Source organism: Enterococcus songbeiensis, assembly GCF_005405265.1.
GTDB classification, from domain to species: Bacteria; Bacillota; Bacilli; order Lactobacillales; family Enterococcaceae; genus Enterococcus_C; species Enterococcus_C songbeiensis.
On record NZ_BJDS01000010.1, the window covers coordinates 90,030 to 113,386 of the forward strand.

Here is a 23,357-nt window from a genome sequence, read left to right on the forward strand (position 1 = left end):
GTATAACGAATGTTGTAGATCTTTTGAAGTAATTTGACTAAAAACAGTGGAATGTATCCTGACAAGCAGCTGTGCTATAATTGACCATGACTTGAAACTACAGAAAAGAGGAATTTCGATGGCGCTACAATTGCAAAATGGCATCAATCTTCATGTACTTCCAACCCAAAAATATAAGACGATTCGTCTGTATCTGCGTTTTTCTGCCCGCCTTGAAAAAAAAGCGGCAGCTGCCCGCACGTTGCTGACGAGTCTTTTAGAGACCAACAGTAAAAATTATCCCACCCAAACTGCGTTAAGCAGCCGGTTAGCGGAGTTATACGGCGCAAGTTTTGGCGCAAATGTCGGTAAGAAAGGCAATTTGCATCAAGTCAATATCGGTATGACGATTGTTAACGGTGATTACCTGCAAGACGATCAGGTTTTTCCCCAAGCAATGGCTTTTTTAAAAGAGATTTTATTTTTCCCCAATATTTCAAAGGGTGCTTTTGACGAAGAGACTTTTCAAATTGAAAAAGACAATTTATTGGCTTACTTAAACAGTATTCGAGAAGACAAGCAGACCTATGCTTCCTTGAAACTGCAACAGTTATTTTTTGCCAATGATTCGGATCAAAAAACGCCAAGCTTTGGCTGGGTCGAAGATTTAGAAACCTTGACTGCCAGTGATCTTTACCAGACCTATCAAGATATGTTGACGAAGGATCAGATTGATCTGTTTGTTGTAGGAGATATCACGGAAGCGGCTGTTTTGGCAGAAGTCCGTCAGTTCCCTTTTGCGACGACGGAACGGGTCCATCCGGATATTTTTTATCAGCAGGAAGAAACGGTTATTTCAGAAAAAGTCGAACGCGAACCAATCATTCAGGCGAAATTGAATCTCGGTTATCGTATGCCTATTTATTATGACCAACCACAGCGTTTTGCTTTGATGGTTTTCAATGGTCTGTTTGGCGGCTTTCCCCATTCTAAGCTGTTCATGAATGTACGGGAAAAAGCGAGTCTTGCTTATTACGCTTCCAGCAGTTTTGATTCTTTTCGAGGATTTGTCTCCGTGCAAACTGGAATCGATGGACAAAATCGGGAAAAGGTGTTGGGTTTGATTCATGAACAATTAGTCAGTTTAATCAAAGGCGAGATTACCGATGATGAACTGGCACAAACCAAAGCCATGTTAAAAAATCAGTTTTTGTTGTCTTTAGACAATCCACAAGCCTTAATCGAAGTTAATTATTTGGATACTTGGCTGCCACAAACGCAACTGGATGAAGCGCATTTTTTACGGCAGTTAGCAGCAGTAACCAAAGAAGAGGTGCAAAAAGTCGCCCGTGAACTGACATTGCAGGCAGTATTCTTTTTGGATGGGGAGAATGAGCATGAATAAAAAAAGTTACCGACAAATAAACGAAACGCTGTATACCGAAGTTTTACCCAATGGCTTGACGGTTTATTTATTGCCCAAAGCTGATTTTCATAAAACATATGGGCTTTTCAGCACAAATTACGGTTCCATTGACAACGAATTTGTTCCCAATGGCGGCACGGAATTTGTGCGGGTTCCTGACGGGATCGCCCATTTTCTGGAACATAAATTATTTGAAAAAGAGACAGGAGATGTCTTTCAAGATTTTGGCAAACAAGGAGCCTCTGCCAATGCCTTCACCAGTTTTACAAAAACCAGTTATTTGTTTTCTGCAACAGAGAAAATCAAAGAAAATTTGGTAACCCTGCTGAATTTTGTACAGGAACCGTACTTTACCAAAGCAACAGTGGACAAAGAAAAAGGCATTATTGGTCAAGAAATCCAAATGTATGAGGACGATCCGAATTGGCGGCAATTTTTCGGGATCATCGGTAATTTGTACCCCAAACATCCTTTACACATTGATATTGCCGGTACTGTAGACAGCATCGCTGAAATTACGGCAGAAGATCTGTATCTTTGCTACCGTACCTTTTACCATCCTAGCAATATGACGTTGTTTGTGGTGGGGAATATCGATCCGGAAGAAATGATGGCTTGGATCAAAGAAAACCAAGCAGACAAAGAATTTCCAGAAGCTCAACCGATTAAACGTAACTTTCCAACAGAAACCTTAGCAGATATTCGAGAAAGCAGTTCGTTGAAAATGCCGGTGACCCGACAAAAAGCAGTTTTAGGCATCAAGGGCGAAGAAGCACTGCTTCCCCAAGAAGGACGGGAACTACTGAGATTCAAAACAGCAATGGAGCTGTTGTTCCAGTTGTTATTGGGAAACACGTCGCAAAATTACTTGCGGTTGTATACCGATGGCGTGATTGATGATACCTTTGATTTTGAGTACAATTTGGATCGCGGGTTTCATTTTGCGGATTTTGCCGGTGACACAGAAGACTCGACAGTCTTTTTCCAAGCAATCACGGCAATTTTATTAGGATACCAAAAAGACCCTGAACTCAACGAAGAAAACTTGACGCTTTTGAAGAAAAAGATGTTAGGGAAATATTTCCAATCTCTGAACTCATTGGAATATATCGCCAATCAATTTACGCAAAATCTTTTTGGTGAGACCACCTTGTTTGACGTGCCGGAGATCATTCAATCCATCACTTTAGCAGATGTTTTTGCTGCGGGAGACCAGTTGATTAAAAAAGAAGCTTTGAGCCACTTTACCATTCAACCGGAAAGTGAGTGAAAAAAATGAGAACCGCATTAGTCATGGGGGCCAGCGGAGACATCGGCGAAGCTGTTTGTCGGCGATTGGCAGCAGATGGTTGGTCCTTGTATTGTCATTATTATCAACACGAGGAAAAAGTATTAAATTTTGTTAGCGACTTGCAAGAAGCCTATCCTCATCAAGATTTTTTTATGGTATCCTTAGATATGTTGGATAATCGAAAAATCCCGCCATTTTTACAGGCATTGTTCCAAGTTGACGGGATCGTTTTCGCTTCAGGGTATACGAAATACGGATTACTGACAGAACACACACCAGAAGATATCAGCGGGTTATGGAAGATTCATATGGAAACCCCGCTATTATTGATTAAAGCCCTGCAAGAAAAATTGCAGCGATCACAAAATTCCCGCATCGTTTTTATTGGATCGGTTTACGGCATTGCCGGCAGCAGCATGGAGACGGTTTACAGCGCAGTCAAAGGTGCCCAGCAAAGTTTCGTCAAAGCCTATGGGAAAGAAGTGGCGACTTTGGGAATCACCGTGAACTGTATCGCTCCGGGAGCCGTTGCCACACAGATGAATCATTCCTGGACCGAAACCGAAATGAACGGGTTGAAACAAGATATTCCGCTAGGGAGACTGGCGTTAACAAAGGAGATTGCAGCCGCCGTAAGTTATTTATTTTCCGAAGATGCACAGTATACGACGGGAATTACCTTACCGATAACTGGAGGCTGGTTGTACTAAACAGACTGGAGAAGATGAGCGAGTGGCCAACGAAGCAACCACAATTGGACAAAGATTACGGCAAGCCCGTTTGAATAAAAATATATCCTTAGATGAATTGCAGCAGATTACCAAAATTCAAAAAAGATACTTGGAAGCAATTGAAAGAGACGAACTGGATCAATTGCCGGGGACTTTTTATGTGCGAGCCTTCGTGCGGCAATACGCCGCTGCGGTAGGTGAGAATGGCGACAAGTTGGTTGCTGTTCTGGATGGCAAAGCCTCCCTTGAACCGCCGTTGCCAAAACGGCCGCAGCCGGAAACGGTGCAAGGTTCCCGCAAAGCACTTCATGAAGAAGAACCAGAAAGTCGGTTCAAAAAATTACTGCCGGTGATTTTGATGGGAATCGTTGCGTTGCTAATCGTGGGCTTTGTCGCCTATATGACGTGGCAGGACCGCAATGCTGCGCCGATGATTACTGAATCCTCTATCACAGTAGATGGTTCAGTTGCAGAAACTTCCAGTAGCACCACGGTTTCCAGTACCAAAGAAAGCAGCACGGAAACCCAAGAAAGCACCACCGAATCTTCAGAAGAAAAGAAAATGTCAATCAAAATGGACAGCAACACACAGGCAGAAGCCAATATGACAATCCGTGATGCTGAAAGTCCATTGAAATTAACCTTTACCGGAACTACGGGACCATGCTGGGTCGGTGTGATGGTTAATGGCGGCTATGTTTATCAATATACTTTACAAGCCGGTGAGACCCAAGAGACGACGTTGCCGGAAAATGCACAAAATGCGACCATCGTGTTGGGTGCTAGTGGGAATTTGACGATCAAGGCGAATGAGGAAGACCTTGATTTTACTGACCCGAATTTGGCGGCATTGCGTAAAAATATCAATCTGACCCTTCAATACCAAGAAGCGACTGAATAAACAGGCTTTTTTAGCCGTATTGATGGAAATAAAAACAATCCTGTTCTTCCTATAAAAGAACAGAGAGGAGAAACGTTGCGTGAATTTACCAAATAAATTAACTGTTGTTCGAATTTTTATGATTCCGATTTTTATTCTAGTTTTAGCAATTCCCTTTGATTGGGGTGTAGTGACTGCCGGGGATGTCTCACTGCCGGTCACCCATCTTGTGGCAGCGATTATTTTCGCTGTTGCCAGTATCACCGATTGGTTGGACGGAAAAATTGCCCGTTCCCGTGGATTGGTTACTAATTTTGGAAAATTTGCCGATCCATTGGCAGATAAAATGTTAGTGATGACGGCGTTCATTTTATTAGTTGAATTGGACAAAGCACCGGGTTGGGTTGTAGCCATCATCATTTGTCGGGAGTTGGCGGTCACGGGCTTGCGGCTGTTGTTGGTGGAGCATGGAGAAGTCATGGCTGCTGCTTGGCCGGGAAAAGTCAAGACAGCAACACAAATGGTAGCCATTATTTTATTGTTCATCAATAATCTGCCTTTCCAATTGATGGGCTTACCATTAGACCAAATCATGCTGTACGCCTGCTTAGTCTTTACGATTTATTCAGGAATTGATTATTTCGCCAAAAATACCGCTGTTTTTAAGGGTTCCATGTAAGAAGATCAAAAAGTTCAGATTTTTTCTGGACTTTTTTGTTTTAAAGAAAAAAGGTTGCGTATATATTTGTAGAATGTCAGTGTCACTTCCATCCAGTATGCTGGTGGAATGAAGAGAAAAAAAGTGATAGGAAGGCGTCTTGTATGAAAGCAGAAATTATTGCAGTTGGAACAGAAATTTTATTAGGACAAGTAGTGAACACCAATGCGACTTTTTTATCTGAAGAGTTGGCAGATTTAGGAATCGAAGTCTATTATCATAGCGTCGTGGGAGATAATCGGCAACGGTTGGAGGCTCTGTTGAAAATGGCAGACCAGCGGAGTGATCTCGTCATTCTTTGTGGCGGTTTGGGACCGACGGATGATGATTTGACAAAAGTGGTCGTGGCTGAACACGTGGGTCAGAAATTGGTTCGTAATGAGGCGGGTTATCAGCAGCTTGTCGCTTTTTTTCAGAAACTTGATCGGGAAATGACTGCCAACAATCTAAGACAGATTTTAGTTTTTGAAGAAGGACAGGTTTTTCCAAATGATACTGGCTTGGCACTGGGAATTTTTTATGAAGGGACGACCGACTATTTGCTATTGCCGGGTCCACCAAGCGAGCTGCAGCCAATGTTTTTGCGGTATGTCAAACCGATGTTTCAAACCTATCATCAACAAGACCAACAGCTCTATTCTCGCGTGTTGCGGTTTTACGGAATTGGTGAATCCAATTTAGTAACAACATTGGCGGATTTGATCGAAACGCAAACCAATCCAACGATTGCCCCTTATGCCAAAACAAATGAAGTGACCTTGCGCTTGACTGCCAAAGCATCGGAAGAAGCCGTTGCGGCGTTGCAATTGGATCAAGTGGAAAAGAAAATCATGGATCGGGTCGGTGATTATTTTTATGGCTACGGCGAAGAAAATTCATTGGCAGCTGTTGTGGTAGCGTTGTTGAAGGCGCAAAATCGCAGCATCACAGCAGCGGAGAGTTTGACAGCTGGACTTTTTCAGGCGACCTTGGGAAATATTGCCGGTGTTTCATCTGTTTTTCCCGGCGGTTTTGTTACCTATTCAGCAACAACGAAGCAGGAGTTTTTAGGAATTTCGCCTGAACTGATTGAACAATTTGGTACCGTCAGCCAAGAATGTGCAGAACAAATGGCACAAAAAGCTCGACAAAAAGCCAACACGGATTATGCATTGGCCTTCACCGGAGTCGCTGGACCAGAGGAACTGGAAGGACAGCCGGCAGGAACAGTTTGGCTGGCGCTGGCAACACCACAAGGCATCAGCAGCCGAAAGTATCGCTTTACCCGCGATCGCAGTCATATCCGCCACAGCGCAGTTATGGCGGGACTGGATCTTTTACGACGAGAATTGTTAAAAGAAAAATAAAAATGCGAAAATATGTTCGCTTTTTCTTGCTTTTTCTCTAAAGAAAAGCTATGATAATGGTACGAAAGCAAGCAACATTGGCGCAAATTTTAAGGAGGAAAATCAATTTGGCAGATGCACGTAAAGCAGCGTTGGATGCTGCGTTAAAGAAGATAGAAAAAAGTTATGGTAAAGGTGCTATCATGAAACTGGGAGAAAAAATCGACCAACAGATTTCGACGATTCCTAGTGGTTCATTGGCACTAGATGTAGCATTAGGCGTAGGCGGGTATCCTCGTGGACGGATCGTTGAAGTGTACGGTCCTGAAAGTTCAGGGAAAACGACAGTTGCCCTGCATGCAATCGCTGAAGTTCAAAAACAAGGCGGTACCGCAGCTTTTATTGATGCAGAAAATGCACTTGATCCCCAATATGCACAAAAATTGGGTGTTAATATTGATGACCTTCTCCTTTCTCAACCGGATACAGGTGAACAAGGCTTGGAAATCGCCGATGCACTTGTTTCCAGTGGCGCGGTTGATATTGTTGTCATTGACTCCGTTGCGGCGCTTGTTCCCCGAGCTGAAATTGATGGTGAAATGGGAGATGCTCACGTTGGGCTGCAAGCTCGTTTGATGTCACAGGCCCTGCGTAAATTGTCTGGTTCCATCAATAAAACCAAAACAATTGCGATCTTTATCAATCAAATTCGTGAAAAAGTCGGTATCATGTTCGGGAATCCTGAAACAACTCCCGGCGGTCGGGCATTGAAATTCTACGCTACGATTCGTTTAGAAGTTCGTCGTGCAGAACAATTAAAATCCGGCACAGATATTATCGGAAACCGGACGAAAATCAAAGTCGTTAAAAACAAAGTTGCACCGCCATTTAAAATTGCAGAAGTCGACGTTATGTACGGGTTAGGTATTTCCCAAGAAGGCGAATTGCTGGATATGGCTGCAGAACAGGATATCGTTGAAAAAAGCGGTTCATGGTATTCCTACAAAGAAGAACGCATCGGACAAGGTCGAGAAAATGCAAAGAATTACATGCGGGAACATCCTGACATGATGAAAGAAGTTTCTACCAGAGTTCGTGAAGCTTACGGTATTGGCGACGGCACTACAGTTGTAGAAGAAGTCGAAGAACAGGAAGAATTACCGTTAGATTAAGATTAAAGTCGTTATCTCTTAGGAGATGACGGCTTTTTTCTAAATATGGCAGGATTGGCTTTTCTACCACATGAGGGTTTAATGGTTTAAAAAAGTCAACGAATAAATTTCGGCAAAATCCGTCAATCCGTACGATGCATGATAAACTGCTCATACATTCTGCATTATCTGCAATAAAAGTTGACAGTGCTTACTACAAACATTAGAATAAAGTTGTGTGTAAACACACCTATGCAAGTAGGCATATTGATAATTACTGATAACTGTTTATCAAAAAACTACAGAATAATTTTAATAAGATAGTATGGAGGTGTATCTAATGGTACCTAATATTCTCCTCGCTATCATCGGTTTAATTGTTGGTCTTGGATCAGGGTACTTCGTGGCAAAATCTCGTCATGATAAAGAGATTGAAGGCGCTAAAAATTCAGCAACCGGAATTTTGAACAGTGCGAAAAAAGAAGCGGAAACTCTGAGAAAAGAAACATTGTTAGAAGCTAAGGAAGAAAATCAGAAGTATCGGTCAGAAATTGAAAGTGAGTTGAAAGAGAGCAAACTTGAATTAAAATCACAAGAAAATCGCTTGCTTCAAAGAGAGCAGTTACTTGATCGTAAGGACGACTCTATTGAAAAGCGTGAGCACTCACTGGAAGAAAAAGAAGATAAACTTAGTGCGAAACAGCAATTAATTGACGAGCGAGAAAAAGAAGTCGAGAAATTAATTGAAGGACAACAGCAAGAACTTGAACGCATCGCTGCCTTGTCTCGAGATGAAGCAAAAGAAGTCATCATGAAGTCAACGGAAGAAGAATTGAACCACGAATTGACAATTATGGTGAAGGAATCAGAACAACGGGCAAAAGAAGAAGCAGATCGCAAAGCAAAAAATCTGTTGTCTCTTGCTATCCAACGTTGTGCAGCTGATCAGGTATCTGAAACGACGGTCTCTGTGGTTTCCCTGCCAAATGATGAAATGAAGGGACGGATTATCGGACGTGAAGGACGAAACATCCGGACACTGGAAACATTGACAGGTATCGACTTGATCATTGACGATACGCCAGAAGCAGTCGTACTTTCCGGATTTGATCCGATTCGTCGGGAAATTGCGCGAATGACTTTGGAAAAGCTGATCCAAGATGGACGAATCCATCCAGCACGTATCGAAGAAATGGTCGAAAAATCTCGTAAGGAAATGGATGAACGGATTCGTGAATATGGGGAAGAAGCTGCTTTTGAAGTGGGCGCTCATACGTTGCATCCAGATTTAATCAAGATTTTGGGACGTTTGCATTTCCGAACAAGCTACGGTCAAAATGTCTTGAATCACTCGTTGGAAGTTGCCAAATTGTCTGGCGTTTTAGCTGCTGAATTAGGAGAAGACATCCAATTGGCAAAACGCGCCGGCTTACTGCATGACATCGGGAAGGCCTTGGATCATGAAATCGAGGGTTCTCACGTTGAAATCGGGGCAGAATTGGCAGCAAAATACAAAGAAAATCCAGTGGTCATCAATGCGATTGCTTCTCACCATGGTGATGTCGAAGCAACTTCCGTCATCTCTGTGCTGGTTGCCGCAGCCGATGCCTTATCCGCTGCACGGCCAGGTGCCCGCAGCGAATCATTGGAAAATTACATTCGCCGTTTAGAAAGTTTGGAAAACATCTCCAACAGTTTTGCCGGTGTCGAATCCAGTTTTGCTGTTCAAGCAGGACGGGAAGTTCGGGTCATGGTCAAACCAGAAGAGATTTCCGATTTGGATGCTGTGCGCTTAGTTCGTGACATCCGCAAGAAAATTGAAGATGACTTGGATTATCCAGGACATATCAAAGTAACCGTCATCCGGGAAACCCGTGCGACAGATTACGCAAAATAAGCTGAAACGACTTTGCTGAATAGGCAGAGTCGTTTTTTTTCTGTTTCTTTCTTTAAAAAAGCGGGTTTATTAGTTTCTAGTAGCAAATTTTCTTCTTTTAGGCTACCATTATTTTATAGTGTGAAGACGTCAGTGCGACTATTTCCAAGAAGTCTAGTGGAATGGGGATAGGGCGTGAGAAACAACCAAAATTTTCTACAGGAAAATTTAATACAATAAAACGAACAAGGATGTCAGTCCCACTAATTTCAGGAAGTCTAGTGGAATGATATACGGCGTGAGAAACAACCGAAATTTTCTGCAGGAAAATTTAATACATTAAAACGAACAAGGATGTCAGTTCCACTTATTTCAAGAAGTCTAGTGGAATGATATACGGCGTGAGAATAAACCAAAATTTTCTGCAGGAAAATTTAATACATTAAAACGAACAAGGAGGAACACATCATGCGAAGCGTTGTCCAAAAGGGCCTTCAATGGGTCAAAGCCCATAGTTTCCTCTTGCGATTGATTTTTTTCGGATCAATTATTCTTTTTGTCAGCAATCAAGTGATCAATATCGCCCACGGAATGAGTTGGGATGATGTCTTAACGACAATGGATGAGCAAAATAACAGTACCTTAGTGCTAATGGGGATTATTGGCTTGGTGGGAATCATTCCGATGCTGGGGTATGATTGGGTGACAATCCAAACATTGGAGACACTCGGCAAGCCCAAAATGCCACGAAAAGATTGGCTGATAGCGGCGTGGACGACCAATACCATTAATAATCTAGCTGGTTTTGGCGGAATTATCGGGGCCAGTTTGCGGGCGAATTTTTACGGAAAAGGAATCGATCGCAAAAAAATCTTGGCGACAGTCTCAAAAATCGCTTTGTTCATGCTAAGCGGCTTGTCGATCTGGGCGTTATTTTTACTCGTCGCTTTGTTTACTTTTCATGGGGATGCCTTTTATCAAAAATATTGGATCTGGTTGCTTGGCGGCAGTCTATACGCCCCTTCTTTACTGATTTTTAGTTATTTACGGCGAAAGAAATTATTTGCCGAATTGTATCCGAAAGGAGTATTGACCCTTTTGGCAACTTCGTTCACCCAATGGCTATCTGCGTTGGCGGTTTTTTTAAGTATCGGTTATTTGATGGAGCTGCCGATTTCGCTGGTGGATGTGGCGCCGATGTTCTTGATTGCGACCCTAATTGGGATGCTGACGATGGTTCCCGGGGGAATGGGAACCTTTGATGTTTTGATGATTTTAGGGATGAGCCAAATCGGGTTGTCTCAAGATCAGACGGTCGTTTGGTTGCTGTATTATCGCTTGTTTTATTATTTAGTGCCGTTTCTAAGCGGTGTGATTCTCTTTTTGACCCAAACCAGTGTAAAGCTGAATCGTTTCTTTGACAATCTGCCACGAATATTTTTGCAGCGGATTGCCCATATCGTAGTCGTTGTGGCGGTGTATTTTGCAGGAATTATGATGGTTCTGCTTTCAACGGTGACCAATCTGTCCAATATCAGTCGCTTTTTTGAGTTTATTCTGCCCTTTTCCTTTAATTTTTTGGACCAAACCTTAAATCTGCTGATTGGATTCTTATTGTTAGGTTTGGCACGGGCACTGTTTGCAAAAGTCAAACGGGCGTATTTTCCTACGATTGCCTTGTTATTGTTTGGAATCATCAACACGATTTCCCGCACACGATCGTTACGATTGATGGTGGTTTATCTGTTGATTTTAGCTACTGTTTGGCTGGCACGGCATGAATTTTATCGAGAAAAATTTGTTTACTCATGGGGAGCAAAAATCTTTGACGGCTGCTTGTTTGGCTGCTTGTTTATTGTCTATGCAGTTGCCGGGTATCACAGTGGTCAGTGGTGGAACAATCAAATCTTAGGGGATAATTTCTTTTTGTTCCCGTCAGATGATGTCTGGTTCTCCGGATTATTGGGCGTAGCGATTTCTTTGATGACGTTGTTGGGATTGCAGCAGTACTTGGCTTTTACAGAAAAAAAACTGGGCACCTCATGGGATGAAAAACGCTTTGCAGCATTGATTCAGCGTTTTGGCGGCACTCGCTCCAGTCATCGGTTATTTTTACCAGGGTATCAGTATTATTATTATCAAAAAGATGGACAGGATGAATTGGTTTTCGGGTATCAAATTAAAGGAAACCGTTGCTTTGTCTTAGGCCGACCCATCGGAAATGAAAAGCTCTGGGGAGAAGCAACCTTGGCCTTTATCTCAGAAGCGGATTTGCTGGGGTATCAGTTGGCTTTTTATCGAATCAGTCAACGCTACGCTGTTTTGCTCCATGATTTGGGTTTCCAATTTACTAAAATCGGGGAAAGTGCCACAGTATCTTTGCGGGATAAATCCTTTGATAGTAGCAAATCTTTTGAACGGCAGGAGTATCACTTTACGTATTATGAACAGTTGCCGGAAGAACTGGTGGCAGATATTCAGCGGGTCTCTGAGGAATGGTTGAAGGGCAATAAGGAAAAATTCTTTGGCAGTGGTCGGTTTACTAAGGAGTATTTATTGAAAAGTCCGATTGGGATTCTTCGCAAAAAAACACAGGTGGTTGGTTTTATTACCCAACAGCCTATTGATCGTAATTGGGTTTCCTATGATTTGCTGAGGATGCTGCCGGAAGAACCCCCGGAATTAGCCAATTATCTGGTAGTGAATATGCTGAAAGAATGGCAGGCGCAAGGTTATGAACTGGCTGATTTGGGAATGGCCCCTTTTGCCCATGTCGGAGATGGTCCTTTTGCTTCCATTGAAGAACGGATCATGAATGTGATCTACAATTACGGGACATTTTACGGATTTCAACGAAATGTTGCTGGCAAACAACGGTATGTGGAGGATTGGGAGAGTTGCTATTTTGCCTATGTGAAGGGCGGAAATTTCTATCTTGCTTCCTTGCAGTTGCTGTTGCTGATTGGAAAAGGAAAAAACAAGGGACCAACACTTGTGGAAGATGTTATGTTGGATGTATAAAAAAGGTATCTGCACGTGAGCTGTGCAGATACCTTTTTTAGGCTTTTCTCCGTCGGGCAAAATCAACGAAACGGAATTTATCCAGCCGATGGATCGACTCGGTGTATTCAAAACAACGGGTGTCTTCCAGATAAACCAGACCGCGAACGACAACGACATGCTGATCCTCCGGCAATAAATCCATCAAATCACGAATCTCTTTGGTCACAGGATCAACGGTCACTTCTTTTTGCGCATAAGCGATTTCCAGGCCTAAATCATTTTCAAAATAATGATAGATGGAATCTTGGGCTTTTTTTTCCGGCAAGTCGGTGATAATCCGAGCATCTAAATAATCAATATCCAAAATCACGACTTCGCCATCAATTTTTCGCTGCCGAACCAATTTCCACGCTTCGGAAGCCACGGGCCAATCCGTGGTTTGATGAAGTTTGGGTGAAACGGCGACTTTCTTGATTTCCACGACCTTGGTTTCATTGTGGATGTTTTGAGCATTTTGCAGCTCCTTGAAACTGGTCAATCCGGAAATTGGGAAATCAAAACGGTTGAGATCCAGCACAATAGAACCTTTTCCCTGCTGTTTTTGGATATAGCCGGCATTTCGCAGCAGATTCAAGGCTTTGCGAACTGTTTCACGTGAAACACCATAAATCTTGATTAGTTGATTTTCGCTGGGAAGTAGCGTTTGGGGAGGATATTCCTTTGCCAAAATCTTTTGTTCCAAATCAAGAAATATTTCTCTAAATTTATTCATGGATTTCATCCTCCCTTTTTTCTTTAAAGCGTTGTTTAGCGTTGGATAAGTTCAGCAATGGTCAATTCTGACAATTCGTGAACCGTCAAATCTGCACCGTGTAATGGTTCGCCGGATAAAACACCGACAGCGGTCATTCCGCAGGCTTTGATGCCATCAATCCCAGCTTGGGCATCTTCAAAACCGATTGCTTCTTCTGGTTGGATATTCAATAATTCGGCTGCTTTAACAAAAATTTCCGGATCGGGTTTGCCTTTTGTCAAGGTTGCTGGATCAACGATGCCGTCAAACAAATCACTGACACCTAATTTTTCTAAAATAAATGGCGCATTTTTAGAAGCCGAAGCAATCGCACAAGGCACCCCTTGATTGTGGGCAGCATCTAAAAATTCTTTCACTCCCGGTAACAAATCGGCAGGCGTCAAGTCTTGTAGTAATTCCACATAATGGGTATTTTTTTTCGCTGCTAATGCTTCTTTTTCTTCCATTGTAAACGCATTTTCTTTTCCGCCATGAACCAAAATTCGTTCTAGGGAATCCATGCGGCTGATGCCTTTTAGTTGTTCATTGAATTTTAAATCAACCGTGATGCCGATTTCAGCACCTAAATCCCGCCAAGCAACAAAATGAAATTTGGCTGTATCGGTGATGACACCGTCTAAATCAAAAATAAATCCTTTTTTCATGTCAAAACACTCCTTGTTCATCTTTTAATGGAATAAATATCCTAACGGCTTTTAGTAAGCAATCGTTTGGGTTTCATTTGATTTTAGTGTAACAGATTTTTTGCCTACTGTAATCGTTTCTTCGCAATTTGCGGTAATCGTCAGACTTTGGTGGGTAACAGCTACCTGATAATCCACTCCGCGAATCGTGATAGCAAAACGAATTTTTTGCCATGCATCTGGTAGGTTAGGGTGGAAATGAATTTTTTCTCGACGGATATCCAAACCGGCAAAGGTCGTCAACGGAATAAACAAAGTGGCCGCCATCACGCCGGCATGAATTCCTTCTGCCGTAGTTCCTCCTTGGATATCACGATAATCAGAATACAGCGCTTCTTGATAAAGTTGCCAAGCCAACTGCTGATCCTTTACCATGGCCGCTAATTGGGCGTGAACCACCCGAGACAGCGTTGAACCGTGACTGGTGCGTTGCAGGTAGTAATGCAGATTTTTTTCTACATAATCTTCCGGTAAGTGGTAATCCAGATCCGTCAAAATATCGGCAACCTGTGCTTTGGAAAAATTATAAAAAATCATCAAGCTGTCCGCCTGTTTGGCAACTTTATAGGCATCTGCGGATTCGCCTTCTGCATTCAAAATCCGATCCATCCGATAAATATTGCCATATTTTTCTTTGTAGTAGCTCCAGTCGACTTCCTTCAAATCAAAATAACCATCAAATTGCGCAATAATTCCTTCATCGTTGATGGTCAATGCCAGTTGATTTTTGATTTTCTGCATTGCTGTCAACAGATGGTCATCAACACCGGTTTTCGCCTGTGCTTCACGAAAATCTTCTGCGGGTAATTTTTGTTGTAATGCAGCCAATTCTTCAAAGAGCCAAACCACCATCATGTTGGTATAGGCATTGTTTTTCAACCCGCCTTTTGCTGCATGAGGGTAGCCTTCGTGAAATTCATCCGGGCCCATGACACCTTCGATAGAGTAGCGTTGCAAGTCTTCATCCCAAGTAGCGGCGCTTTGCCAAAAATGAGCAATCTCCAATAGCATTTCCGTTCCGTAATTTTTCATAAAGGCAATATCGCGGGTATTGTGCCAGTATTGCCACACATTGTAAGCAATCGCCAAGGAGACATGCCGTTGCAGTCGGCTGTGGTCTTCCTTCCATTCGCCACTGATGGGGTTCAAATGCAGTTTTTGAGATTGCTCGCTGCCCTCCAATCCGGATTGCCAAGGGAACATTGCTCCTTGATAACCGGCTTCAGCGGCTTCTTTTTTCGCCATTTCCAGTCGACGGTAACGATACAACAACAATTCTTTTGCCGTTTCAGGAAAATGGATGATATAAAAAGGAAAAATAAACAATTCATCCCAGAAAATATGCCCGCGATAGGCTTCCCCGTGCAATCCCCGTGCGGTCACAGAAGCATCCAGCTCCTTGTTGCCATTCGGGGAAGCCGAAGACAGCAGATGATAGGTATGGAGATTTAATAATTTTTGTGACATCAAATCCCCTTCAACAGTGATCGCGGCTTTTTGCCAAAGCTGTTGCCATGCTTTTTGTGATTCGTGATAAAGCGTTGTAAAAGAAGGCAGTGGCGAAAAACCGGCAAAATCTGGGGGTGTTTGTCGGAATTGTTGGACATCCACGGTTTTTTCTAGGGAATACCAGTCCTTTTCATGGGCTGAAATCGTTAGATGTTGGGAAATTTTTTCTGTCTGCTCTTCATTGATAAGTTTCGTCAAATCCAAGGTATCACTGGCAAGTGCCGAAGTTTGTCGGATGGTGATACCGGACTGGTTCGTTCGGGCATCCAAGCGGGCGTATTGTTCATGCGCCTGCAACACATCAAGCGTCAAGTGATGATGGGTCAAGCTGCGGTAGCGGGCGACATTATAATTGAATACTCCACCATCTGCTTCGGATACCAAGGTGATTTCACCAGAAAAATTGATCGGCGAAAAGCGGTAAACCAGGCTATAGCGATGCACCTCTGCCATGCTGGCGATTTTTTTTGTCTGGATCGCGATTTTCTTTCCATTGTTTAACTGAATTTCACTCCAAGATTGAAATAACCCTGTTCGTAAATCTAGTTGGCGTTTCATCGTCAGTACTGTATTGTTTGCGATATCAACTGTTTCGCCGTCTACGATTAAATAAATTTTTTGCAGATTTGGTGCATTGACAAAATCTTCATTGTAAATCGTCTGTCCGGAAACCTCTGAAGCTGCGGTATTATACAAGCTGGCCAAATAGGTAGCAGGATAATTTTCTTCGGTGATGGTCATTTCCGGCGTTGTCCCCCGCAGACCCATAAAGCCGTTACCGACTGTCAACAAGGATTCCACAGAATATTCATCCTTGCCGGGAGCGTACCCATGATAAGTTATCAGCCAAGGTAAATCTTCCCGTTGCTTTTCGGCATCTTTTGTATAAACGAAGGGTAGGTTCAGTGCTTCCGTCAATGTTTGAGCGGCTTCAAGAATCCGACCTTCCTGTGAAACCAAAATTTCTTTCTCAGCGTGGATTTCTCCACCATCAAAGGATCCTGCTATCTGCTGCAAATAGGCTTCTACCTCTGTCAACGTGTCAAAAACAGCCGGCTGATCAACTCCAATGACCTGCCATTGCGGATCAAGATATGTGATTTGTACATTTTTCATTACGACACTCCTTTTCTAACTTGTCTATACATGCAAGAATATTATAGCGGAGAATGTAAGCAATTACAATTAAAAATTGTTGTTTTCTTATGTTTTTAAATAAAAACAGCAAAACATATCTGGTGAGAGAGTACAAGTGATAGTTATTTAACAAACTGTGAAAAAAATTTAAAAAATATTGATACAAACCTATTTTTCTTGTGAAAAGAAGATGTCTATGATTTCTTTAAAAAAAGAAAGTTTGAATTATTTTTGTAAAACGCTTGCATATATTTTATTTACACGTTATTATTAATTTGTAAAACAGACATATATATACAAGTTACTATGAAAGGGGTTTTATCCATGGGTAAATATCAGGCAGATGTTGAACAGCTGCTGAAGGACATCGGCGGCAAAGAAAACATCGCGGCAGTGACTCACTGCGCAACACGAATGCGGTTTGTACTAAACGATCCAGACAAAGCCGATGAGAAAGCAATTGAGGATATTCCAAGTGTAAAGGGAATGTTCACCAATGCGGGTCAGTTCCAAGTTATCATCGGGAATGATGTTCCAACGTTTTACAACGAATTCACGGCGGTTTCCGGTGTTGAAGGAGTTTCCAAGGAACAAAGCAAGTCTATTGCGAAAAAGAATCAAAATCCGATACAACGAGCAGTTGCAGTTTTAGCAGAAATTTTTACACCAATTATTCCAGCAATCATTGTCGGTGGGTTGATTTTAGGTTTTCGTAATGTATTAGAAGGTATCGATTTCGGGAACGGCACGATTGTTTCACAATCGGTTTTCTGGAATGGTGTCAATGATTTTCTATGGCTGCCAGGGGAAGCAATTTTCCACTTCTTGCCAGTCGGGATTACTTGGAGTGTGACTCGTAAAATGGGAACCACCCAAATACTGGGGATCATTTTAGGGATTACCTTGGTTTCACCACAATTATTGAATGCCTATGCGGTAGGAAGTACAGCGGCAGCAGATATTCCATTTTGGGATTTTGGTTTTGCCCAAATCGACAAGATTGGTTACCAAGCGCAAGTTATTCCGGCCATGCTGGCAGGATTTATGTTGGCTTATTTGGAAATTTTCTTCCGAAAACGGATTCCTGAAGCGGTTTCTATGATTTTTGTTCCGTTGTTTGCTTTGTTGCCTACGATTTTGGCGGCTCATGTGGTCTTAGGGCCATTCGGTTGGTGGCTAGGCAGCGGTATTTCCTTTGTCGTAAATACAGGATTGACGTCATCGGTCAGCTGGTTGTTCAGTGCACTGTTTGGGTTCTTATATGCACCGTTGGTTATCACGGGCTTGCATCATATGACCAATGCCATTGATATGCAGTTGATTGCTGATTTTCAGTCAACCAATTTATGGCCAATGATCGCGCTATCCAATATTGCCCAAGGTTCGGCGGTGTTGGCAGTTTATTTCTTACACAAAGGCAATAAAAAAGAAGAACAAATTTCAATTCCAGCAACGATTTCTTGTTATCTGGGCGTTACAGAGCCTGCGATGTTCGGGATCAACTTAAAATACGTTTATCCCTTTATCGCTGCGATGATCGGTTCAGGTCTGGCTGGTATGTTCAGCAATCTGATGGGAGTTCGTGCCAATGCGATCGGTGTCGGTGGTTTGCCAGGGATTTTAGCTATCAATTTCAATATTGGCGGTGGCGGACTTGCCTTCTTGGTGGCGATGCTGATTGCGATTGTTGTACCGTTTATTTTGACTATCGTATTCCGTCGTCAAGGAATCTTTAATAAGATCGATCCTGTCGAAGAAGCTACCGGTAATCTTGCGCCTGAATTTGCTACAGCCGGTGTCAGCGTATCAAATGTTGCGACAGAAGAAGCTGTTAGTGCAACGCCAATAGCTACGACTGAAGAAAAATTATATGCACCAGTCGATGGTCAAGTCATCGCAATTGGGGAAGTTTCCGATCCTGTTTTCTCCCAAAAAATGATGGGTGACGGATTTGCGGTTCGACCAACAGCCAACGAGATTTATTCACCGGTTGCCGGAAAAGTGACCAGCGTGTTTGAAACGAAGCATGCGATTGGTCTTTTGACAAAAACCGGAGCAGAAGTCCTCGTGCACATGGGACTAGATACGGTTGAGTTAAAAGGAGCACCTTTTGATGTGAAGGTCAAAGAAGGGGATGAGGTCACACCAAACACCTTGTTGGCAATCATGGATATCGCTGCTGTCAAAGCGGCTGGAAAAGGAACTGATGTATTGACGGTTCTTACTAATGCAGAGAAAGTCTCAAGTCTGACACTGACAAAAACCGGCGAAATCAAAGCCAAAGAACATGTCGGTGAAGCGGAGATGTTGTAAAACTTAACCAAATCAGAGAGTACATTTAGCCAGTGAAGGTTGTTTCTTCACTGGCTTTTTTTGTTTTTGGAAAATATGACGTTTTGAAGAACTAAACAGGTCAGAAATTGACACGAACACGATAATTATTGACGTAATTTTTCCTTTTAAAGAAGGTATAATGAAAGCGTAGTTATAGATAAAACAGGAATTTGATTTTAGTGGAATTTGTTGATGGGAAAATAAAAACGAAAACAAATAGTGGAAAGGAAGAGAAAAATGAACCGAAGAAATGTAATTGGGTTGGGTATCTTAGTAGCATTTGGTCTTATGATATTCTCAGGAACAAAGGCGTTTGCTGAAGATACAACAATTTTAGGTCTACCCGTCACGATTGTGCCAACAAGTGAGACATTTAATGATGGTGGCGCAGTGATCACGAAAAAAACGGGGAAAATTGGTGATATCGAGAATGTATATGCTATTGCTGATCTTAATGAAGTGCGGAGTATTGATAATCGGAAGACTATGGAGGGATCTTCTATTGCAAATGGAACTGTAGGTAACGACTGGCGATTGGAATGGCTTAATGAGGAATTACGAGCTGTTTTTTCTTATGAAGAAAAAACAGAAAAAACCACGCTCTCATTTATTAATAATTCAGGAGAAGTACTTAAAGACTATGAAGGGAATCCTTTAGTCGCAGAATTTAGTGGTCATGAAAAAGCAGAAACTGTAATTAAAAAAATTAGTGACTATCAAGGAATGCTGATCCACTTTTCTGGGTACAATTTTGATATAAATTTTATGGAATATCATATGGATGAAGGAACAGAAGCAGAAACAGAGAAGCTTATTATAGACAACGTTTATATAGGGCAACTGCTGTTCACTCCTTCTGTATCAAAAGCCACAGTCAAATGGGTAGACGCAGAAACGGGTAAGGAGCTTTCCCAGTATCCAGAAGCAGAAACGACTGTTTTGCCAGGTAGTAGCTACACAACGAAGGCATTGGCCGCACCAGAAGGGTATCATTTATTGGGGCAATTAAAGGAAGGGGAAACTTACGAGGAAACAACTGAAGAAGCTGAGGGATCTAGCATCAATAAAAATCAAATTGATCCTAAGGTAACAGAATCCAAAGGGACGATTGCAGATGACTACGATCAAAGTAATCTGGCGGATTACCATATTCATCGCCATTTAGCAATAGGAGAATCCTATACGGTTATTTTACAAAATTATAAAGAATGGGACACGGCGAAGTATCCTATTGAAATGACAGTGAAGCGAACAAATGTTGCAGGTGACGTTGAGGTGACATTGAAAGATTACACAAGTAACGAGGTAGAAAGTCTTTCAATCAAACATGGGGATGAACAAAGCTACAATAATGAAAATGATTTTTGGTATGGTCATGATAATGGCGGACCTGGCTGGACTACGAGAAAGATCCATAATGACCTTAACCTAGACGTACCTGAAACAACTACTTATGTCTATGCCAAAGATGGCAGTGAAATTGACAGTGGGGACAATGGGTCAGAGGGGAATATTGGTGAAGAGGGCAGCACATCAGATACGATTCTCGGCTTGCCCCTTACAGTTGAGACGACTCTCGGCACGTACAATGCCGGAGGTGCAGTTGTTGCGAAAAAGACTGGTTCATTAGGAACAATTAAAAATATTTATGCAATCGCAAATTACAGTGAAGTACGAAATATGGATAATCGACAAATCATGGAAGGTACTGCTATTGCAAATTCTTATGTTGGTCCGTGGATAGAACAATTTTTAGGGAAAGAGACGTTCGCAGTTTTATCTTATGATGAAGAAAGCGAGACAACATCCATTTCTTTTGTAGATAAAGAAGGCAATATTTTGACGGGACCAGATGGGAAGTTGACTGCCAGTTTTGTTGGACGTGATCGAGCAGAGCAGAAAATACTCAGAATAACAGAGAGCGACGATCCATGGAGTAACACTGCTATGAGTATCAACTTTTCAGGTTATAATCTTGATTTGAATTTTGCAGACTATTTTCAAGATGAATGGGATGAAGATCAAGACGGGAATACGACGGAATATTACTATGATTGGAATCCAGGGCAATTATTCGCAACGCCATCCACTCAACCCGGGGCGACAGTCAAATGGGTAGACTGGTTGACAGGAAAAGAACTGCTAAACCTTCCGGAAGTAGAGTTGACTTTATCTTCAGGGAATAATTATTTAACAAAAGGAATTTACGCCGGCGATGGCTATCAGTTGATGGGGAAATTGCTGGATGGAGAAACGTATAAGGAATCAGAGGAGATGATACTCGATAAGCCAAGTATTACGAAAGATCAGATAGATGAAACGATAAAATCAACAACTGGTTTTGCTACCTATGATTTCGATGAAAGCTTTTTAGCAAATTACTATGCAAAACGCTATTTACCAGTAAATGGATCATATAAAGTGAATTTACAGAATTATACCTATCCAACAGACTATAAAGTTGGTCATGGTGTCATGGAATTGCATCCAATTGACATGACGATTACTCGGACAAATGAAGCAGGAGATATTTCTGTCGAGTTGACCGATTATACAGATGCCCAAAACCCTAGTACGCAAGTTTTGACGATTCCTCATGGTGAATCTATGTCCTATAGCAATATCAATGATTACTGGCATTACTATGAAGAAAATCCGGATGGACCGGGTTACACAGTTCGTACAATTCATAATAATTTGACATTGAAATCTCCGGAAAGTGTTACGTATGTTTATGGGAAGACAGAATTACCCGAATCTGAAGCGGCAGGGAAACTAACCATTCATTATGTCGATGAATCTGGTGTAGAACTTCAACCAGATCAATTTCATGAAGGCGGCTTTATTGGCAACGGTTATGAAATCGTTCCAGATGATTTATCTAATCAGGGATATAAATATATCGGATTAGGTAAAGATTCAGCGCCATTGGAGGGCAAACTGATAAAAGATCCACAAGAAATTACCTTAATTTACCAAGACGGTCAAGTACCAGAATACGGAAAAGCAGGTGATTTGACAGTACATTATGTAGATGATACCGGTAATACAATTAAGGATGATGAAACTCTCAAAGGTGGATTTATCGGTAACAAGTATGAAATTATTCCAGATGATTTAAGTGAACAAGGGTACAGCTATGTTGGATTAGCTGAAAATTCAGCACCATTGAAAGGTGAACTGATAAAAGATCCACAAGAAATTACCTTAATCTATCGAAGTGGACAGCTCCCTGAACTTGAAGAAGCGGGTGATTTGATCCTTCGATATGTAGATGAAACGGGAAAACAAATTCAAGCAGACAATGTATATAATAATGGCTTCGTTGGTAATGGCTATGAAGTAGTAGCTGATGACCTAACAAAAGCGGGGTATTCCTATGTCGGGGTGACGAAGGATTCAGCTCCGTTAGCAGGAACTTTCAAGAAAGAAGCACAAACGATTACCTTTATTTACCAAAAAAATGGCGAAGTTGAAACAGAAACTAGTGGTGGCTTAACGATTCGCTATGTGGATATAAAAGGAAACGAAATTCAACCAGAAGCCACACTCAACGGTTTTGTTAGTAATGGTTATGAAATCGAACCAAGTAAGGTGATTCAGCCAAATTATGTTTATGTTGGTCTAGGTGAAGGCTCAGCTCCAGTGAAGGGCAACCTGCAAAAAGAAAAACAAACGCTTATTCTGGTTTATTCCGAAGCAGAAGTACCAACACCGGAAACTGCTAAATTAACGATTCGTTATGTAGATACAGATGGAAAAGAGCTGCTGGCAAGTATGGAACACAATGGCTATGTTGGAGCTGGTTATGAAATCGTACCGCTTGATTTAACTAACCAAAATTATGTCTATACTGGCTTAGGAGAGAATTCCGCACCACTAAAAGGCAATTTGCAAAAAGAACAGACAATAACGCTTGTTTACGCCAAAGCAGAAGTACCTACTCCAGAAAAATCCGGTAAATTGACGATTCGTTATGTGGATGAGGAAGGAAAAGAACTGCAGCCGTCCAACGAACGAAGTGGCTATGTCGGTAATGGTTATGAAATCGTCCCAGATGATTTGACGAAGCAAGGTTATGAATACAAAGAATTAGGCAAGGATTCCGCACCGCTAAAAGGTGAATTACAAAAGGCAGACCAAACGATTTTATTTGTTTATAAAAAAGTCGAGATTGAAGCAGAAGAGGCCGTCATAACAATCAACTATGTCGACGAAGAAGGCAACAGCATTAAAGAAAAAGAAATTGAAAAAGGGAAAATCGGTGAGAAGTATGGTATTGAACCAAAAGAAATCACGGGATACACCTACCTTAAACTAGATGAAAAATCTGCACCGCTGAAAGGTGAGTATACAAAAGAGAATCAAACCTTAATTCTGATTTATAAAAAGACAGAAAAAGAACCTGTACCAGAACCAAGTACAGAACCAAGTACAGAACCAAGTACAGAACCAAGTACAGAACCAAGTACAGAACCAAGTACAGAACCAAGTACAGAA

14 protein-coding genes are annotated in these 23,357 nt (G+C 41.9%); 11 read left to right on the forward strand and 3 right to left on the reverse strand.

What is annotated here, in order from left to right:
• Nucleotides 1-118 precede the first annotated feature (118 nt).
• The 9 genes from yfmF to mprF all read left to right on the forward strand — a co-directional run bounded on the left by yfmF (nucleotide 119) and on the right by mprF (nucleotide 12,398).
• Complete coding sequence (gene yfmF / locus FFM66_RS06955; protein WP_137605431.1) at nucleotides 119-1,384, forward strand: EF-P 5-aminopentanol modification-associated protein YfmF; 1,266 nt, start codon at nucleotides 119-121, stop codon at nucleotides 1,382-1,384.
• Nucleotides 1,377-2,675 carry an EF-P 5-aminopentanol modification-associated protein YfmH gene (yfmH, locus tag FFM66_RS06960; RefSeq protein ID WP_137605432.1) on the forward strand — a complete coding sequence of 433 codons (1,299 nt, stop codon included), beginning with the start codon at nucleotides 1,377-1,379 and terminating at the stop codon, nucleotides 2,673-2,675. The genes yfmF and yfmH overlap by 8 nt, the downstream gene beginning before the upstream one ends.
• Before the next feature lie 5 nt (nucleotides 2,676-2,680).
• Nucleotides 2,681-3,406: an elongation factor P 5-aminopentanone reductase gene (gene ymfI, locus FFM66_RS06965; protein ID WP_048604587.1), complete on the forward strand. Its 726-nt coding sequence runs from the start codon at nucleotides 2,681-2,683 to the stop codon at nucleotides 3,404-3,406.
• Nucleotides 3,407-3,428: 22 nt separating this feature from the next.
• Entirely contained in the window at nucleotides 3,429-4,328 is a 900-nt protein-coding gene (locus FFM66_RS06970) for a helix-turn-helix domain-containing protein (RefSeq protein WP_048604586.1), read from the forward strand.
• Between the two features lie 79 nt (nucleotides 4,329-4,407).
• The gene (gene pgsA / locus FFM66_RS06975) at nucleotides 4,408-4,986 is read left to right on the forward strand and encodes a CDP-diacylglycerol--glycerol-3-phosphate 3-phosphatidyltransferase (RefSeq protein ID WP_048604585.1); all 579 of its coding nucleotides are present in this window, start codon (nucleotides 4,408-4,410) and stop codon (nucleotides 4,984-4,986) included.
• A gap of 143 nt (nucleotides 4,987-5,129) precedes the next feature.
• The gene (locus FFM66_RS06980) at nucleotides 5,130-6,371 is read left to right on the forward strand and encodes a competence/damage-inducible protein A (protein WP_137605433.1); all 1,242 of its coding nucleotides are present in this window, start codon (nucleotides 5,130-5,132) and stop codon (nucleotides 6,369-6,371) included.
• Between the two features lie 107 nt (nucleotides 6,372-6,478).
• Nucleotides 6,479-7,522 (forward strand): recombinase RecA, encoded by a 1,044-nt coding sequence (gene recA, locus FFM66_RS06985; RefSeq protein WP_048604583.1) that lies wholly within the window; start codon nucleotides 6,479-6,481, stop codon nucleotides 7,520-7,522.
• Between the two features lie 319 nt (nucleotides 7,523-7,841).
• A complete protein-coding gene (rny, locus tag FFM66_RS06990) occupies nucleotides 7,842-9,398 on the forward strand; it encodes a ribonuclease Y (protein ID WP_048604582.1) in 1,557 nt (518 codons plus the stop codon).
• A gap of 447 nt (nucleotides 9,399-9,845) precedes the next feature.
• Nucleotides 9,846-12,398, forward strand: a complete 2,553-nt coding sequence (gene mprF, locus FFM66_RS06995; protein ID WP_137605434.1) for a bifunctional lysylphosphatidylglycerol flippase/synthetase MprF — start codon at nucleotides 9,846-9,848, stop codon at nucleotides 12,396-12,398.
• A gap of 37 nt (nucleotides 12,399-12,435) precedes the next feature.
• On the opposite strand, the gene treR is transcribed toward mprF, so the two are convergent.
• From treR to FFM66_RS07010, 3 genes are read right to left on the reverse strand one after another with little or no spacing between them, the layout of a single operon-like run.
• Nucleotides 12,436-13,152 (reverse strand): trehalose operon repressor, encoded by a 717-nt coding sequence (gene treR / locus FFM66_RS07000; RefSeq protein ID WP_048604580.1) that lies wholly within the window; start codon nucleotides 13,150-13,152, stop codon nucleotides 12,436-12,438.
• Between the two features lie 35 nt (nucleotides 13,153-13,187).
• Nucleotides 13,188-13,838: a beta-phosphoglucomutase gene (gene pgmB, locus FFM66_RS07005; RefSeq protein WP_137605435.1), complete on the reverse strand. Its 651-nt coding sequence runs from the start codon at nucleotides 13,836-13,838 to the stop codon at nucleotides 13,188-13,190.
• Nucleotides 13,839-13,889: 51 nt separating this feature from the next.
• Entirely contained in the window at nucleotides 13,890-16,502 is a 2,613-nt protein-coding gene (locus FFM66_RS07010; RefSeq protein ID WP_137605436.1) for a glycoside hydrolase family 65 protein, read from the reverse strand.
• A gap of 345 nt (nucleotides 16,503-16,847) precedes the next feature.
• On the opposite strand from FFM66_RS07010, the gene treP reads away from it, so the two are divergent.
• Both treP and FFM66_RS07020 read left to right on the forward strand, forming a co-directional pair.
• The gene (gene treP / locus FFM66_RS07015; RefSeq protein WP_137605437.1) at nucleotides 16,848-18,836 is read left to right on the forward strand and encodes a PTS system trehalose-specific EIIBC component; all 1,989 of its coding nucleotides are present in this window, start codon (nucleotides 16,848-16,850) and stop codon (nucleotides 18,834-18,836) included.
• 258 nt (nucleotides 18,837-19,094) lie between these two features.
• A partial coding sequence (locus tag FFM66_RS07020) for a MucBP domain-containing protein (protein WP_137605438.1) occupies nucleotides 19,095-23,357 on the forward strand: 4,263 nt, incomplete at its 3' end.